17 protein-coding genes are annotated in these 14,924 nt (G+C 63.8%); 7 read left to right on the top strand and 10 right to left on the bottom strand.

Annotated elements, in window-relative coordinates; genetic code table 11:
• Window positions 1-24: 24 nt before the first annotated feature.
• Together NO887_RS07125 and NO887_RS07120 are read right to left on the bottom strand one after the other, a co-directional pair.
• Complete coding sequence (locus tag NO887_RS07125; protein ID WP_256417784.1) at window positions 25-738, bottom strand: diphthine--ammonia ligase; 714 nt, start codon at window positions 736-738, stop codon at window positions 25-27.
• Between the two features lie 70 nt (window positions 739-808).
• Window positions 809-1,408 (bottom strand): hypothetical protein, encoded by a 600-nt coding sequence (locus NO887_RS07120; RefSeq protein ID WP_256417783.1) that lies wholly within the window; start codon window positions 1,406-1,408, stop codon window positions 809-811.
• A 134-nt stretch (window positions 1,409-1,542) separates the two neighbouring features.
• Between NO887_RS07120 and NO887_RS07115 the strand changes: the two genes are divergently transcribed.
• Complete coding sequence (locus tag NO887_RS07115) at window positions 1,543-2,079, top strand: halocyanin domain-containing protein (protein ID WP_256417782.1); 537 nt, start codon at window positions 1,543-1,545, stop codon at window positions 2,077-2,079.
• 56 nt (window positions 2,080-2,135) lie between these two features.
• Here NO887_RS07115 and NO887_RS07110 read toward each other — a convergent pair whose 3' ends face one another.
• On the bottom strand, window positions 2,136-2,654 hold the full coding sequence (locus NO887_RS07110; RefSeq protein ID WP_256417781.1) for a hypothetical protein: 519 nt from the start codon (window positions 2,652-2,654) through the stop codon (window positions 2,136-2,138).
• Window positions 2,655-2,798: 144 nt separating this feature from the next.
• Here NO887_RS07110 and NO887_RS07105 point away from each other — a divergent pair, with 144 nt between their 5' ends.
• Together NO887_RS07105 and NO887_RS07100 are read left to right on the top strand one after the other, a co-directional pair.
• Entirely contained in the window at window positions 2,799-3,074 is a 276-nt protein-coding gene (locus NO887_RS07105) for a cytochrome C oxidase subunit IV family protein (RefSeq protein ID WP_256417780.1), read from the top strand.
• Window positions 3,075-3,173: 99 nt separating this feature from the next.
• Window positions 3,174-3,923, top strand: a complete 750-nt coding sequence (locus tag NO887_RS07100) for a GNAT family N-acetyltransferase (RefSeq protein ID WP_256417779.1) — start codon at window positions 3,174-3,176, stop codon at window positions 3,921-3,923.
• Between the two features lie 84 nt (window positions 3,924-4,007).
• Here the strand turns inward: NO887_RS07100 and NO887_RS07095 are convergent, their stop codons facing one another.
• From NO887_RS07095 to coxB, 3 genes are all read right to left on the bottom strand, one after another.
• A complete protein-coding gene (locus tag NO887_RS07095; protein ID WP_256417778.1) occupies window positions 4,008-4,154 on the bottom strand; it encodes a hypothetical protein in 147 nt (48 codons plus the stop codon).
• Window positions 4,155-4,305: 151 nt separating this feature from the next.
• Window positions 4,306-6,804, bottom strand: a complete 2,499-nt coding sequence (locus NO887_RS07090; RefSeq protein WP_321169352.1) for a cbb3-type cytochrome c oxidase subunit I — start codon at window positions 6,802-6,804, stop codon at window positions 4,306-4,308.
• A complete protein-coding gene (gene coxB, locus NO887_RS07085; protein WP_256417777.1) occupies window positions 6,801-7,574 on the bottom strand; it encodes a cytochrome c oxidase subunit II in 774 nt (257 codons plus the stop codon). Before coxB ends, NO887_RS07090 begins: the two co-directional genes overlap by 4 nt.
• A 202-nt stretch (window positions 7,575-7,776) precedes the next feature.
• On the opposite strand from coxB, the gene NO887_RS07080 reads away from it, so the two are divergent.
• Window positions 7,777-8,229: a hypothetical protein gene (locus NO887_RS07080; protein WP_256417776.1), complete on the top strand. Its 453-nt coding sequence runs from the start codon at window positions 7,777-7,779 to the stop codon at window positions 8,227-8,229.
• A 271-nt stretch (window positions 8,230-8,500) separates the two neighbouring features.
• Window positions 8,501-9,610 (top strand): OBG GTPase family GTP-binding protein, encoded by a 1,110-nt coding sequence (locus tag NO887_RS07075; protein ID WP_256417775.1) that lies wholly within the window; start codon window positions 8,501-8,503, stop codon window positions 9,608-9,610.
• 12 nt (window positions 9,611-9,622) lie between these two features.
• Here NO887_RS07075 and NO887_RS07070 read toward each other — a convergent pair whose 3' ends face one another.
• The 3 genes from NO887_RS07070 to NO887_RS07060 form a co-directional block, all read right to left on the bottom strand.
• Complete coding sequence (locus tag NO887_RS07070) at window positions 9,623-10,573, bottom strand: calcium/sodium antiporter (protein WP_256417774.1); 951 nt, start codon at window positions 10,571-10,573, stop codon at window positions 9,623-9,625.
• Between the two features lie 96 nt (window positions 10,574-10,669).
• Complete coding sequence (locus tag NO887_RS07065; RefSeq protein WP_256417773.1) at window positions 10,670-10,864, bottom strand: DUF7333 family protein; 195 nt, start codon at window positions 10,862-10,864, stop codon at window positions 10,670-10,672.
• Between the two features lie 90 nt (window positions 10,865-10,954).
• Window positions 10,955-11,941, bottom strand: coding sequence for a PhzF family phenazine biosynthesis protein (locus tag NO887_RS07060; RefSeq protein ID WP_256417772.1), 987 nt, complete (start codon window positions 11,939-11,941; stop codon window positions 10,955-10,957).
• A gap of 120 nt (window positions 11,942-12,061) precedes the next feature.
• On the opposite strand from NO887_RS07060, the gene NO887_RS07055 reads away from it, so the two are divergent.
• Window positions 12,062-13,408 carry an alkaline phosphatase family protein gene (locus NO887_RS07055; protein WP_256417771.1) on the top strand — a complete coding sequence of 449 codons (1,347 nt, stop codon included), beginning with the start codon at window positions 12,062-12,064 and terminating at the stop codon, window positions 13,406-13,408.
• A gap of 98 nt (window positions 13,409-13,506) precedes the next feature.
• The gene (locus tag NO887_RS07050) at window positions 13,507-14,097 is read left to right on the top strand and encodes a DUF7097 family protein (protein ID WP_256417770.1); all 591 of its coding nucleotides are present in this window, start codon (window positions 13,507-13,509) and stop codon (window positions 14,095-14,097) included.
• 53 nt (window positions 14,098-14,150) lie between these two features.
• Here the strand turns inward: NO887_RS07050 and NO887_RS07045 are convergent, their stop codons facing one another.
• On the bottom strand, window positions 14,151-14,891 hold the full coding sequence (locus tag NO887_RS07045) for a hypothetical protein (protein ID WP_256418007.1): 741 nt from the start codon (window positions 14,889-14,891) through the stop codon (window positions 14,151-14,153).
• Window positions 14,892-14,924 lie beyond the last annotated feature (33 nt).

Here is a 14,924-nt window from a genome sequence, read left to right as displayed (position 1 = left end):
CACATTCTCATCGAGCCACCGCTATCAGACCAGCCGAGCGTTCCGCACCGATAGGTGCCCCCGATCGCCCTCCCAGACCGTGTCGGTCTCCATCGCTATCCGACGGTCCATGTGCGGTCCGTCGACGACGTACGTCTCGAATTCGCCGCCCTCTCCGAGCGGATGGACGCCGTATTCGGCGCGGAGGTCGAGCAGGTCGTCCAGCGCGTCGGCGTCGTAGCGTCGCCCGAGCCACGACTCGTCGAGCCCGTACGCCGCGACCTGAACAATCCGAATCTCGAAGCCGGCGTCGAACATCGCCTCGGCGAGTTCGACCGGATCTTCTCGCCACAGCGGCGCGAACAGGTCGATCCCGAGCCGGTCGCACATCCCCTGAATCCGGCTCGTCTGAAACTCGCTTTCGACCGCACCGGCGGTGACGCCGACGAGGTCGCAGTCGCCGTCTGCCGCCATCTCGCGAAGCGCTGCCTCCATCGGTTCCAACTCCGCGTCGCCCTGCGCACCCGCGTCGTCCACGTCGTCGGCACCGAAGTCGTCCGGCGCGACCTCGACGAGGTCGATACCGACGCTCTCCGACGCGAGTCCGGCGAGTTCGGTCGCCGGCGTGTGGTACATATACGAGTCCCCCGCGGGATGGACCGTCAGGAGCCGCGAAACGTCGAGATCCTCTTGAAGCGCGCGATACAGTGCCCACGAGGAGTCTTTACCGCCCGAAAATAGGCTCACCCAGTCGCTCATGCGTGAACACGGTCGGAGAGGCATAAAGCGGCGGCGGTCCGTCTCGTATCGACGACCGCGAGCACGCCGGTCAGTTCGACCCGTCCGGATCGATCACCTCGTCGTCGACGCGGTCGAGGCTGTCCGCGAGCCGCGATCCGCGAGGGACCGCCTCGAAGAACGCCTCGGACCCGAACGGTGCGTCGGCGTTGAGCGAGACCACGCCGAGGTCCGCCGGGTCCCCGTCGAGTCCCGTGAGAAACGCGACGGTCCGGACCGCGGGCACGTCGTCGACGCGAGCGGCGGGGTCGACGGACGCGTACAGTGCGCGGTGGGTGGCGACGTGATACACGCAGGTCGGCGTGGGCGCGAAACACAGCAGGAAGCGCGCGCCCGGTTCGGTCCGTCGGAGCTTCGGACGGAGCTCGTGGGCGGCGTCCGCGTGGAAGTACCGCTCCATCCGTCGGTACTGTCGGAGCACTTCGTTTGCGCCGGTCGCTTCTCGCACCGCCGCGTCACCTTTGAGTTCGATGACGTGGTCGACCCGTTCCGGCGACTGGAGACGAACGTACACGTCGACGACCCCTCGACGGCCGTCCGCGTCGTACGGCTCCTCCAACCGGATTTCGGGGTTCTCGTGGACGGCCGCGTAGTGGTCGACGACGTGCGTCGCAAGTTCGTCTTCCCGCATGGGCGGACGAGTGCTCCGCCGGCGAATAAACTCGCCGCTATACTACGATGTCGCCGATATAAAACGACGGGAGCTGTCCCGGTACCGGAGAGCGGTCAAGGGGTTTGTATACGCTCGTCTCGTATAGATCAACGATGTCTGAAAGACTATCTAGACGGCGGTACGTCGCCGGAGCCGGAGCCGTATTGACGCTCGGGACGCTGGCCGGCTGTTCCGGCGGCGGTGGTGACGGTGGTGACGGTGGCGACGGAGGCAGCGGGGATGGAGGATCGGACGGGGACGCTGACGCACCGGCGCTCGACGACGTGCCGAGTGCGATCGACGAGTACCTCGCCGACGCGCGACTCTACGAGGGAACTATCCTCGACTACACGGGCGAAGACGAGGTGACCGTCAGCGTCGGAGCGGGCGACGTCGGGTACGCGTTCGATCCTGCGGCGATCCGCATCGATGCGGGAACGACCGTCGTCTGGGAGTGGACCGGCGAGGGCGGCGCACACAACGTCCAGTCCGCGGAAGAATCCGACACGGAGTTCAACAGCGGCAGTTCGGTGACCGAAGAGGGGACGACCTTCGAGCAGACGTTCGACAGCGCCGGCGTCCAACTGTACTACTGCTTGCCACATCAAGCGAGCGGCATGCTCGGCGGAATCGACGTCGTCGAAGGCTGATCCGTCGACTGCCGAGTTTTCTTCATCGGAACCCCCGATCTGCCTCGCGAGCGGCGCTACGGGAGGTGCGACCACCGAACGTCGACGATCCTGTCGTGCTCGGTCGTGACGGTCGGGCGAGCGAGATAGTCGTTGGCGTTGACGCCGGCGTCGGCCAACCGCGAGAGCGCCTCGTCCAGCGTTCGATCGGAGCGAGCGATCGACGAGTCGCGGACGTATGGGGTGTCGTTCGGATCCGTTCGGTCGTTCGTCGTCTCGATCTGATCGGTGAGATCGTTTCCGATGGCGTGTGGTGGCTGGTGAAACCGCCAGTCACCGATCCGCAAGAAGAGCCAGACATCGCCGTGTATTGAGTGGTACTCGCCGGTCACGTGTGCGGGGTCGTGTGCGACGACGCGCGTGATCACTGCCGTCTTCGTTCGGTACAGGGCGTCCTTGCGGGCGGAACGGACGTTGCTCTCGGTGACGTCGCCGCGGTCGTAGGCGTCGGTCGCCTCGTCGGCGAACTGTTTCGCGGCCTTGTTGACGACGTACAGCGATTCCAGCAGATCGTCCGTCGGTTCAAGCGGGTCCACAGTGTGGTCCGGTCGGCGTCTGCGACCGACGTGTTGTCCGTTCGTAGCGTAAATATGCGTTTCGGGCCGCACCAACGCTCCCGTCGTACAGCAGGTCTCGGATGGTTAATTCTTTAAGCACACGGACGAAGTGGAATCCAAGCAATGTCGTCCGACTCCCTCAAACTGTACTCGGCGATATACGTCGCGCTCTTGGTCGCGGCCGCGCTCAACTTCGTTCTCTTCGAGGCCGACTTCCTCAACTTCACGTACGCACAGGCGCTCGGCGGGACGATGGTGATCGCGACGGTCAAGACCCTCCTCATCGTCGCGTACTTCCAGCACCTCCGCTGGGAGAACCGGTCGCTGACCTACGTGATGGCGCTCGCGCTCGCGCTCACGATGCTGCTGATGGCAGCGGCGACGTACTCCATTTCGTAGTCGGCCGCGCGCGGTAGGGCCGCCGAACACGAGAGATCTCGTCTGTGAGATTTGACACGTTCGGGCGTGTTTTTTGTAGTCGCGGGAGAACATCGCGGTATGGAACTGCGATCTGCCACGACTGACGACATCGATGCCATCCGACGGGTCGCCCGCGAGTCACTCTTCGCCTCCTACGAGCACGCGGTCGATCGAGCGCTCCTCGAAGAAGCGGTCGACGAGTGGTACGATCCGGCCGACCTCGACGATGACATCGACGACGACGAAACAGTGTGTCCCGTGGCCGTCGTCGACGGCGAGGTCGTCGGGTTCGCAGAAAGCTACGTCATCGGTCGTCGCGAACGCGTCGGCGAAATCGACTGGCTTCACGTCCATCCGGACCACCGCGGATCGGGAATCGGCTCCGCGCTGTTGGCGTTCGTCGAGTCGGAGCTCAAAGACGCCGACGTCGACCGCATCGAGGCGCGCGTGCTCACCACGAACGAGGCCGGTACCGTGTTCTACGAGTCGGAGGGATACGAACTCGTGGACGAGCGGGCCGTCGAAATCGGGCAGGAGACGTTCGACGAGCGGGGATACCGGAAACAGCTCAGTCGGCTGACTGGCATCTCCGAGGGCGTCGTCGAGACCGACGACGGTGAGCGCATCTACGTCGCCTTCGACGAGAGCGAACGCGGATCGCTTTCACCGTTTTACGTCGCGTACGCCGACCCCGACAGGGAACAACGCTACGGGTTCTTCTGTGGCAACTGCGAGGGAACGAATATCGCCATCGATACGATGGATCGAATGGAGTGTGCGGGCTGCGGAAACCGTCGTAAGCCGTCTCGGTGGGACGCGGCGTACTGACGCGCTGTTCGAATCCGATTTGTCCTTCTCGCTATCCGTTTTCAAAACCGACGCGTTCCGTATTGGGATCGTCTCGTTCGCAGTTCACTCCGCGTCGGCGTCGCGCGGGCCGTCTCCACGCCACCGACGGTACAGTAGATACGCGACCGCTAGCCCGAGTCCCCACGATCCGACCCCGAGCACCGCGAACGCGGCACCCCACAGAAACTCGCCGGTCGGAACTCCGAACATACCTAGCCTCGGCGTTTGCGACAGATAAACGCACCGAGCCCGAGCGTGGGGTCTCCAGTCACTCGTGAATGGTGATCGGTCGGTGAATCACGAACGGAATCGGTCAGATGCGACGTGGGTATCGGTACACACCCGAAACCGGTGATTCCCCTCAGAAGAGGTAGAACAGCGGGAAGATGAACACCCAGACGATGTCGACAAAGTGCCAGTAGAGGCCGAAGTACTCGATCGGCCGCTCGTCTTCCAAGTAGTGTCCCTGATACGCTCTGACGAACAGGAAGATGGCGATCACGAGGCCGATCACCACGTGGATTCCGTGCAGTCCGGTGGTCACGTAGTAGATCGACGCCTGAACCGGGTCACCGTGGGCGTTCTGTGCGATCGTCACGCCGCGGTCGAAGATCTCGTGGTTCCACTCCCACAGCTTGATCGCCAAGAACGTGAACCCGAGCAGGATCGTCGCGCCCAGCGAGGCGAGTATCCCCTGCCGGCTCTTGCGGTGTGCGGCGACGAGCGCCAAGATCACGGTGAACGACGAGGTGATTAGTACGAACGTGTTAATGAGTCCCGGCAGTGATTCTGTCAGCGGTTCCCAAGTCATCCAGCCAGCGTTGTAGCGGACGAAGATGGCCGCCGACAGGAACGCGCCGAAGACGATCACGTCCGAGGCGAGGAAGAACCACATGCCTAGTTTGACCTTCTCGACGCCGTTGAACGGCCACCGCTCCGCGAACTCGGTCGGCGGTGCGTAGAAGTCTTCGAGACCCCACTTCACGCCGCTGCCGACCAGCCCGACCAACCCGACGACTGTGAGAAGCGGGTACACCGGGTTCGAGATCGTCACCGTCGTCGCCGCGAGCGACTCGCCGAGTTCGAAGACGACGTTGTCGTGGAACCCGGAGAGTCCGAGGAACAGCACGCCGAGCGCGAGCGAGAGCGTGAGCGGCCAGATGCTCGCGTGGCTCGGGTGTTTGTCCCAGTACGGGTACTCGGTGATGTGCGCCGAGTGGCTGTCGCCGCCGTCGGTGGCGACATCGCCGTTATCGTCGGTTTTCACCGCGGGGCCGCCGTCAGGAACGTAGTCCTTGACGAACTCGAGTTTGCCCGACGCGTACGAGGGGCGGTTCGACCAGTTTTCCAGCGGCGGCGGAGACGGGACTGCCCACTCCGCGGTCCGCGAGTAGTCCCACGGGTTCGCTCCGGCGTCCGGGCCGGAGACGTACGACTTCGCGAAGTTGTAGAACATGATGAAAAAGGAGAATCCGAGCAGGAACGCTCCGATCGTCCCGATCTGGTGGTAGATCTGGAACGCAGGGTTGTACTCGAACACCCGACGGGGGGTCTCCCAGCCGAGGAACATCGAGAAGTACACCGCGTTGAATCCGACGAAGAATATGATGAAGTGGATCTTCCCGAGGAGTTCGTCGTACATCTTCCCGGTCATCTTCGGGAACCAGTAGTACGCCGCACCGAACAGCGCCGTCGCGCCGCCGAACATCACGTAGTGGAAGTGCGCCACCACCCAGTAGGTGCCGCGGAACTCGTAGTCGAGCACGATAGCGCCGAGGAAGACGCCGGTGATGCCGCCGAGGATGAACAACAGTAGCGCGCCGAACGCGAACAGGAACGGCGTCGTAAACTGGATCCGGCCCTTGATCAGCGTGTAAATGAGCGAGAAGACGACCAAGTCGAACGGCAGCGATATCCCGATGGTCGTCGCCATCATCAGCGTCTTGATCTCGAGGTTGATAGTCGTCAGGAACATGTGGTGCATCCACACGAGGAACGACTGCACCGAAATCAGACAGATAGAGATGATGACCCACTTGCGGCCGACGAGCCGCCTCCCGGAGAACGTCTGGAACAGCTCTAACATCGCGCCGAGCGCGGGGAAGAAGACGATGTACACCTCCGGGTGACCGAAGAACCAGAACAGGTGCCCCCACAGGAGGGAGCCGCCCTCTGTCGCGGAGAAGTAGACGCTCCCGAGCACGCGGTCAGACGCTAAGATGAGCCCGACGGCAAGCAGCGCCGCGAACGCGAACAGCATCATCCACACGGTCGCGAGCATCGACCAAGTGAACATCGGCATATCCATGATCCCCATCCCCTCGGCGCGGGAGTGGTGGATCGAGGTGAGGAAGTTCACCGTCGACGCGGTGACGCCGATGACAAACATCGCGAGCGCGAGCACCGCGCCGGTCGACCCGATGCTCGGCGTGTACATCGGCACGTTGAGCGGCGCGTACATCGTCCAGCCGGCGTTCAGCGTTCCGCCTTGGAAGAAGCTGATCCCGAGGAGGATTCCCGAGAACAGGTACATCCAGTACGAGAGCGCGTTCAGCCGCGGGAACGCGAGGTCGTCAGCGCCGATCTGCAGCGGCACGAAGTAGTTCGCGAACCCGAACCCGAACGGGGAGAGGAACCAGAAAACCATTATCAGCCCGTGGGCGGTGACGGCCTCGTTGTACGCGAGCCCGGAGAGAACCTGATTTGCCGGGTCCCACAGCTGCACGCGGATGAGCAGCGCGAGAACGCCGCCGAAAAGCAGGAAGAACAGCGCGGTGATCGTGTACAATATTCCGATGTCCTTGTGGTTCGTCGTGACGAGCCACCGCTTCACCGAAGTCGTCGGCGGTAGCTCGCTCATGCGGGAACACCTCCGGCGGTCGCGCTGTCGATGCTACCGCTCTCGACGCTCGAACTGTTCTCGCTTCCGGTTCCGTCGTACCACTCTTCCCATTCGTCTTCTGGAATCACGGTTATCTGTCCTGTCATCGCGGAGTGACCCGAACCGCAGAGTTCGAAGCACTCGACCGTGTACGTCGCTTCGCCGCCCTGTGCCTCGACTTCTTCAGAACTCACGGAGAACCAGTTACTGCTAGTCTCTCCGGGGATAGCGTCCGATTTTACCCGTAATTCTGAGGAGCCGAAGCTGTGCCACACGTCTCTTGAGGTCACCTCGATGTCGATCCGCTGGTCGGCCGGCACGATCATCTCACCAGTCTCGGTGTGACCGTTCGGATACTCGTACTCCCAGCCGAACTGATACCCCTCGACGAGGATCTCGATATCGCCATCATCGCCGGTGTCAGGGCCTTCCTCGACGTAGAGGAGGATCCCGTACGCGTACACGACGAGGCTGATAACGACGATAGCGCTCAGCCCGAAGGAGAGGAAAAGCTTCTTGGCTTTCGGACCGCCCTGTCCCGTCGGAAGTTCGCCGACGACCGGCGCGTCGAAGTCGTCTTTGGGCTCCCCACCGTCGTCGCGATACTTGTACACGTTCCACAGCGTGTACGAAACGACTATCGTACCGATAAGGGTGCCCAGTGCGAGGAAGACGAAGAATATCTCGTCGAAGACCTGCGCCTGCGCGCGCCAGCCGGTTCCCTGTTGCAGTATCACTGTATCTATCATGTTCGTCTGTCTGCTCTTGTAACCTCCTTGGCGATGGCACACTTAGCTCTTGTGTAGCGAACCGGGGACACGATTTATCGTCCGCTTGTGTCCGATTTTTCGAGCCCCCTACGCCCGGTGACGGACGCCGTTCCAGCGCCGAAACCGAGCGTGTCGAAGGCTATTTGTACGCGCGAACGGACGGGACAACAACGAACTCACAATGGTATCACTCACGCTCTTGAGCACGGCATTGATGGGGCTGCTCGTCGTGGCCACGTTCGTCGCCGTGGCCCGGATCGGCGCGCAACGAACGGCCCCCGGCGCGGACGAACAAGATCGGTACGCCGCGGTCACAGAGACGCTGAGCGACATCGCCGGAACGCCGGTCGTCTGGGCGATCGGATTCCTCGTCATCTCCGTCGGCGTGGGTGCGGTTACGCTGCTCGCCGTCGGCAGCTTCGGCGTTCCCGAGGCGCTCGCCGGGACGCTCCTCTCGATCGTCTACGCCGCCGTCGGACTGCTGTTGGTCGGGTTCGTCTTCTTGGGTGCGTACTTCGCCGCGCGCGGCCGCGGGCTCGGGAACGCACACGGCGTCGCGGCCGGGTCGTTCGCGACCGGATTGGTGTTCCTCGTCGTCATCGCGGTTCAGCTCCTCGTCGGTATCGTCGGCTGACTGAGAACTCCGCCTCTGTTGCGGTCGATCCGGACGGGGTCGGCCCCCTCGACAGATCTGCCACACTCAGAGCCTGTGAGCCTGCGCGTCGTCTACTCCGTCCACGGGACTATCTGCGTCCACGGGACGGCAGATCGAGAGCCAAGGATCGCCATTTTCGCGTGGTCGTGCGCTCACGACACGGCCACGCCGAACGAAGTCGGCACAGACGACTGCCGTCCGGCGGGCAGAAAGAACACCTTTAACGAGCCGAGCGGCCGACTGTCCGCCAATGGGACTGGAGGATGAGATCGATGACCTCCGCGAGGAGATCGCCGAGACGCCCTACAACAAGTCCACCGAGGCACACATCGGGCGGCTGAAGGCAAAACTCGCGGAGAAAAAGGAGAAGCTGGAAAACCAGTCCTCCGCCGGCGGCGGGCACGGGTACGCCGTCGAGAAGCACGGCGACGCCACAGTCGCCTTGGTCGGGTTCCCGAGCGTTGGCAAGTCGACGCTCATCAACGCCCTCACCAACGCCGACAGCGAGGTCGGTTCGTACGAGTTCACGACCCTCGATGTCAACCCGGGAATGTTGATGTACCGCGGCGCAAACATCCAGATTCTCGATGTACCGGGACTGATCGAGGGGGCAGCGGGCGGTCGCGGCGGCGGGAAGGAGGTTCTCTCGGTCGTCCGGACCGCGGACCTAGTCGTGTTCATGCTCTCCGTCTTCGAGATCGAACAGTACGACCGGCTCCGCGAGGAACTGTACAACACGAACATCCGCCTCGACACGGAGCCGCCGAACATCAACATCCGGAAGACGCACAAAGACGGCATCGGGGTGACGATGAGCGATGAGGTGAGTCTCGACGAGGGCACTGTCAAGCAGGTTCTCCGCGAGTACGGCTACGTCAACGCCAAGGTGACAATCCCCCACGACCTCACCATCGACGAGTTAGTCGACGCCGTGATGGACAACCGTGAGTACCTCCCGTCAATGGTCACGGTGAACAAGGCCGACCTCATCGACAAGAGCTACCTGCCGACGGTCAAATCCGAGCTCCGCGAGCGCGACCTCGACCCCGACGACGTACTCTTCATCTCAGCCGAGAAGGAGCTCGGTCTCGACGGGCTCAAAGAGCGACTGTGGGAGGAGCTCGGACTCATTCGGATCTACATGGACAAGCCCGGCCGCGGCGTCGACTACGAAGAGCCGCTCGTCCTCTTCGAGGGCGACACCGTCGGCGACGCCTGCGAGAAGATCGGCGGCGAGTTCGACGAGCGGTTCAAGTTCGCACGCGTCTCCGGCCCGAGCGCGAAACACGACGATCAGCAGGTCGGGAAGGGGCACGAGCTCGCCGACGAGGACGTGCTCCGGATCGTCGCACGGAAGTAACGCTGGCAGTCACTACGGCAACAGCAGGTAGACGAACACCAGATAGCCGCCGACGAGGATCCCGCCGTCGAGCCGAGAGACCTGCTCGTGGCGGAGCATCAGCGCGACGACGAGGCCGGTGAACACGAGGAGTGCAGGGAATTCGAACCCGCGCACGCCCGGGCTCACGCTGATCGGCGTCACGAGCGCGACGATGCCGATGACGGCGAGCACGTTGTAGATGTTCGATCCGACCACGTTGCCGACGCTGAACTCCGCCTCGCCGCGGACGGCGGCGACGACGCTTGCGGCCAGTTCCGGCAGCGACGTGCCGAGCGCGAGCACCGTGAGTCCGATGAACAGGTTGGAGAACCCGGCGGCCGACAGCAGCGACTGTCCGCCGTCGATGAGCCAGCGGGACCCGAGGACCAACGCGACGAGTCCGCCGACGACCGCAGCGATATCTTGCGGCTTCGCGTCGGGCATTCCCTCCCGTTCGGCGTCCGTGATCGCCGACTGCGTCGCGCGGATGCGACGCATGATCACGATGGTGAACGCGACAAGCGTCACGAGGAGCACGACGCCGTCGAGCGCGCCGATGCGCCCGTCCCAACCGAGGCCGACGAGCAGCAGCGCGGCGAGCACCATGAAGGGGACATGTCGCCGTAGCACGGTCTCCGAGATGTCAAGCGGACGGATCAGCGCGGAGACGCCGAGCACGAGTCCGATGTTCGCGATGTTCGATCCGACGATCGCTCCCAGTCCGGTGTCCGTCGACACCGTGATCGCACCCAGAAGCGAGACGAACAGCTCGGGCGTCGTAGTCGCGAACGCGACGACGGTGACACCGACGGTCGACGCCTTCAGGCCGATCGCCAGCGCGAGGTCGCTCGCGCCCCGAACGAGCAGCTCGGCACCGACGTACAGGAGGGCAGCACCACCGGCGAGCAACAGGAGTTCAGTCAGCGGCGAGCCGAGAGGCACGACCTTCTGTTCTCGACGCCGTTCAAAAAGCGTCGCGGTTCCGGACTTCCATCCCAAGGCCGGATTCGACGCGGTCGCGTCGGCGGGGAGACGGGATCAGACCTGCGTCGCGCGGAACTGCCCGTGTTTCACGCCGATGGCGAACGCGACGGCTCCGAAGACGAGCATCGAGGGAACGACCATCATCAACGTTGTCTGGAGCGGCATCATCCCCGCCCCGATCAGTCCCCCGGCTCCGATCGCGACGATCAGTATCAGCAGCGCGGCTGCGCGTGGCAGGTCGAAGTCCATGCTTACGATACGGCCTGCGCGACCCTAAGCGTTCGGCCGGCGAATCGACCTCCGCGTTTGACCGGTAAATAGACCGTCGTTCGGACGCGGTCAGGCCTCGATGATCCCGTCGTCTGAGTCGTTTTCATCATCGGCCGGCAGTCTGAGGTCGACCTCCGCGGAGACCGCCGCTGTCCCGCCGACGCTGACTTCGTCGCCGTCGAGATGGACTCGAACGCGTCCCGGCCGGTCGAGAAAGTGTCCCTGTTCGAACCGCAACTCCTCGGGAAACTCGCCGTCGAAGACCTCCACGGCGCGGAGGTAGCCGGCGACGGCCCCGCTCGCGGTTCCCGTCACGGGGTCCTCATCAATCCCGAGCGCGGGCGCGAACGCTCGCCCGTGGACGGTCGATTCGGCCTCCAGCGTGTCGAACGTGAACGCGTACACGCCCGCGACATCGAACTCGTCTGAGAGGCTCTCGATCGCGGCCGCGTCCGGATCGGCCTCACCGAGCCGCTGGAGGAAGTTCACGGGAACGACGAGCCACGGGAGACCGGTCGACGCGACGGCGACAGGGAGGTCCGCACCGATGTCCGTGAGCGCCGCCGGATCGACACCGAGCGCCTCGCCAAGCCGCTTCGCACCGAGCCGATCCGCGTCGACGATGTCGACCACCGGCGGATTCTGTCGCATCCAGACGGTCCCGTCGTCGTCCATACGAACCGAGAGGTCGCCGACATTCGTTCGAAGTGTTCGCTCGCCCGCCGCGATCCCGCCGTCCGCGTACAACGCGGCGTAGCTCGCGATAGTCGCGTGGCCGCACAGGTCCACCTCAGTCGATGGGGTGAAATAGCGGATCCGTTCGCCGTCCGTCTCCGGATCATCGGCCGTCTCCGCCTTGCCATCCGCCTCTGGATCGTTGTCGCCGTCGCGGGTAGCTGGGGTGAGAAACGCGGTCTCGGAAGCTCCGAGCTCCGCGGCGATCTGCGCCATCCGGTCGTCGCTCAGTCCCGCCGCGTCCGGGACGATTCCGGCGACGTTCCCGGTCAGCGGTTCCTCCGTGAATGCGTCGACGAGCAGCGCGCGTCGCGTCTCCATGGACGAACCTCTGTGGCCGGACTCAAAAGAGTCCCGAGGTGCGGTTCGTCGGCGTTCGAGGCCGTCCTCGTGTCGGCGACCGATGTGAACCCTTTTGTCTCCCACGACAGATGAGGTGGTATGGGTCTCTTCGACCGGCTGCGAGGGAACGATACCCCGCGGGTTGCGTTCCTCGGGATCGATGGCCTCCCGCACGGTCTCGTCGCCGACAACCCGGACACGTTTTCGACGCTGTCAGCGATCGCCGCCGAGGGCGACGGCGGACAGATCGACAGTACTGTTCCGCCCGATTCGAGTGCGTGCTGGCCGGTACTCACGAGCGGCGTCAATCCCGGTGAAACCGGTGTGTATGGGTTCCAAGACCGCGAGGTCGGCTCATACGACACGTACGTGCCGATGGGGCGCGACGTACAGGCGACCCGAGTGTGGGACCGTGCGACCGAGTCCGGACTCAACGCGACGGTTATGAACGTTCCTGTCACCTTCCCGCCACAGCGGACCGTGCAGCGAATGGTCTCCGGCTATCTCTCGCCGGACATCGACGCGGCCGCGCATCCCGACGAACTCCGCAAACACCTCTCCGAGAGCGACTACCGGCTCTCGGTCAACGCGAAGCTCGGGCACAGATCCGACAAGACAGATTTCATCGATCACGCCCGTGAGACCCTCGACGCCCGCTACGAGGCCTTCTCACACTACCTCGCAGAGGATGACTGGGACCTGTTTTTCGGGGTGTTCACAGCTCCAGATCGGATGAATCACTTCCTGTGGGGCGACTATGCTGACGACGGGACGTACCGCGACGACTTCCTCTCGTTTTACGCTGCCCTCGACGACTACGTCGGAGCGGTTCGCGAGCGGCTCCCAGACGATGTCACCCTCGTCGTCGGGTCCACACACGGGTTCACGCGGCTTCGGTACGACGTGTACTGCAACGAGTGGCTCGAACGAGAAGGGTGGCTCTCGTATACCGGCGACGACCACGACACGCTCGCTGATATCGATGACGATACCCGAGCGTACTCGCTCGTTCCCGGTCGATTCTACCTCAATCTGGAGGGACGCGAACCATACGGAACCGTGCCTGCCTCCGACTACGAAACGGTCCGCGCCGAACTACAAGAGGCCCTCCGAACGTGGGAGGGACCGAACGGGGAGCCCGTCGCAAAGCGCGTCGTCGAACGCGAGACAGTGTTTCGCGGCGCGCACGACGAGATTGCGCCAGACCTCGTCGTCATCCCGAACGAGGGATTCGATCTCAAATCCGGATTTCGGCCGCACGACACCGTGTTCGACACCGACGGCCCGCGAACGGGAATGCATACATTCGAGGACGCCGGACTGTTCGTCGACCACCCGGACGCGAAGGTCGAAGACGCGGATCTGCTCGACATCGCGCCGACTCTCCTCCGACTCCTCGACATCGAGTACGGTCGCACTGACCTCGACGGCGCGAGCCTCGTCTAGCCGACTGGTCGCCCCCCGAAGTCGTCGTTTCTCGACTGACCGAAAACTACGGATCTCGATCGGCGAGGCTTGAAGTGTTTCGCCGGATATCACCGAGCATGGAACACACGCCGGACGGAACTCCCGTCGGCGTTGACGACCCGTACGCAGTCGCCGGGATCTGCGATCACCTCACCGACGACGGTCGCTGCCGCTTCGCGCTGGAACGGGCGAGAGACGACCCCGCGTTCGGCGCTGACAGACGTGCAGACGGATACGCGTGTCACGTTGGTACGGACAGGGATTGGAAAGCCTGCCCGCACTACCGCTCGACGACCGACGGGCGCGAGTGCCGACGGTGCGGACTGACCGAGGTGCGGCTGGCACACGACGACGCTCGCCCCCTCGTGGAAGAGCACCATCTGTCGTACGGACGCGGGCACTCCGAACAGCGGGACGAGTCAACACGAGACCGCAACGAGGCGGACGGCGCGGACACAGGACCTCACGAGATCACCGTCGCACTCTGTCGGTGGTGTCACGCGAAGGTCCACCGGTCGTTCGCGCGGATCGACGACGACGCGAGTCCGGCTCCCAAAGCGATCGCGGAGCGAGAAGTGAGAAAACGTACGACGCGTGCGGAGTCGGCCTTCGAGACGGCGAGCGAGCGTCGCAGTCGGACTGATGGCCGAGACGACGCCGACGGGTAAGCGGGAGACAGAACGTATCGACTGCGGTTGAATCGGAAGCCGCGAGGATCTCGTTACTCGTCCGGTTTCGGACGGATCAGGTCGGCAAGCGAGACGAGGAGTCCGAGGAACCACCCGAGGGGGATCGAGATCCCGACCCACATCAGCACGTATCCCAGTCCGGGGATGCCCCACTGTGCGCCGAACGTCTCCAGATCGAACGCCCCACGGAGCGTCTCGTTGATCCCGCCGACGGCGAGGAACGTGTCCAGTATCCACCGTGCGAGCTCGTAGCTCGGGTCGAGCACGACATCCGATATCGCCGGTGTGACCAGCGCGGCGACGACCGGCGGGAGGAATATCGCGGTCATCGCGAAGGGATACGCGAGGAGAATGCTCACGTATCGCCCGCCGATTTTTGAGAATCCGGCAGCGAGACCGGCTGAGATGACCGCGACGAGGCTTGCACCGCCGATACCGAGCATTACGTCGGTCGGCAGTTGAAGGTGTGCGATGAGCGTGAGCGAGCCCCAGACGACTGTCGCAACGACGACCGCGCCAGCGACGCCGAACCGCGCGACTGCGGAGTCGAACTTCGCGGCGTAGTATCGCGTGGCGAACCCGACGAGTAGGAGGGGGTACGCGATCGCCACGAGCGGCGCGCCAAGCAGAGCCCAGAGGTTGTATCCGATGGTCTGTGCGGTCGTCTCCGGCTTCCACTTGCCCAGCACCGTACTCGGGTCCAACTGTCTGGGGAAGACGACCTCCATCCACGTCTCGTGGAGCCGGACCACGTCAAGGAGGAGCGCTTCCACCAGCCCCGTTTGTCCTCGGCGTTCCATTTGCAT

The sequence above is a fragment of the Halorubrum laminariae genome (assembly GCF_024494655.1).
GTDB classification, from domain to species: Archaea; Halobacteriota; Halobacteria; order Halobacteriales; family Haloferacaceae; genus Halorubrum; species Halorubrum laminariae.
This window is presented reverse-complemented; position numbering and strand designations above follow the sequence as displayed.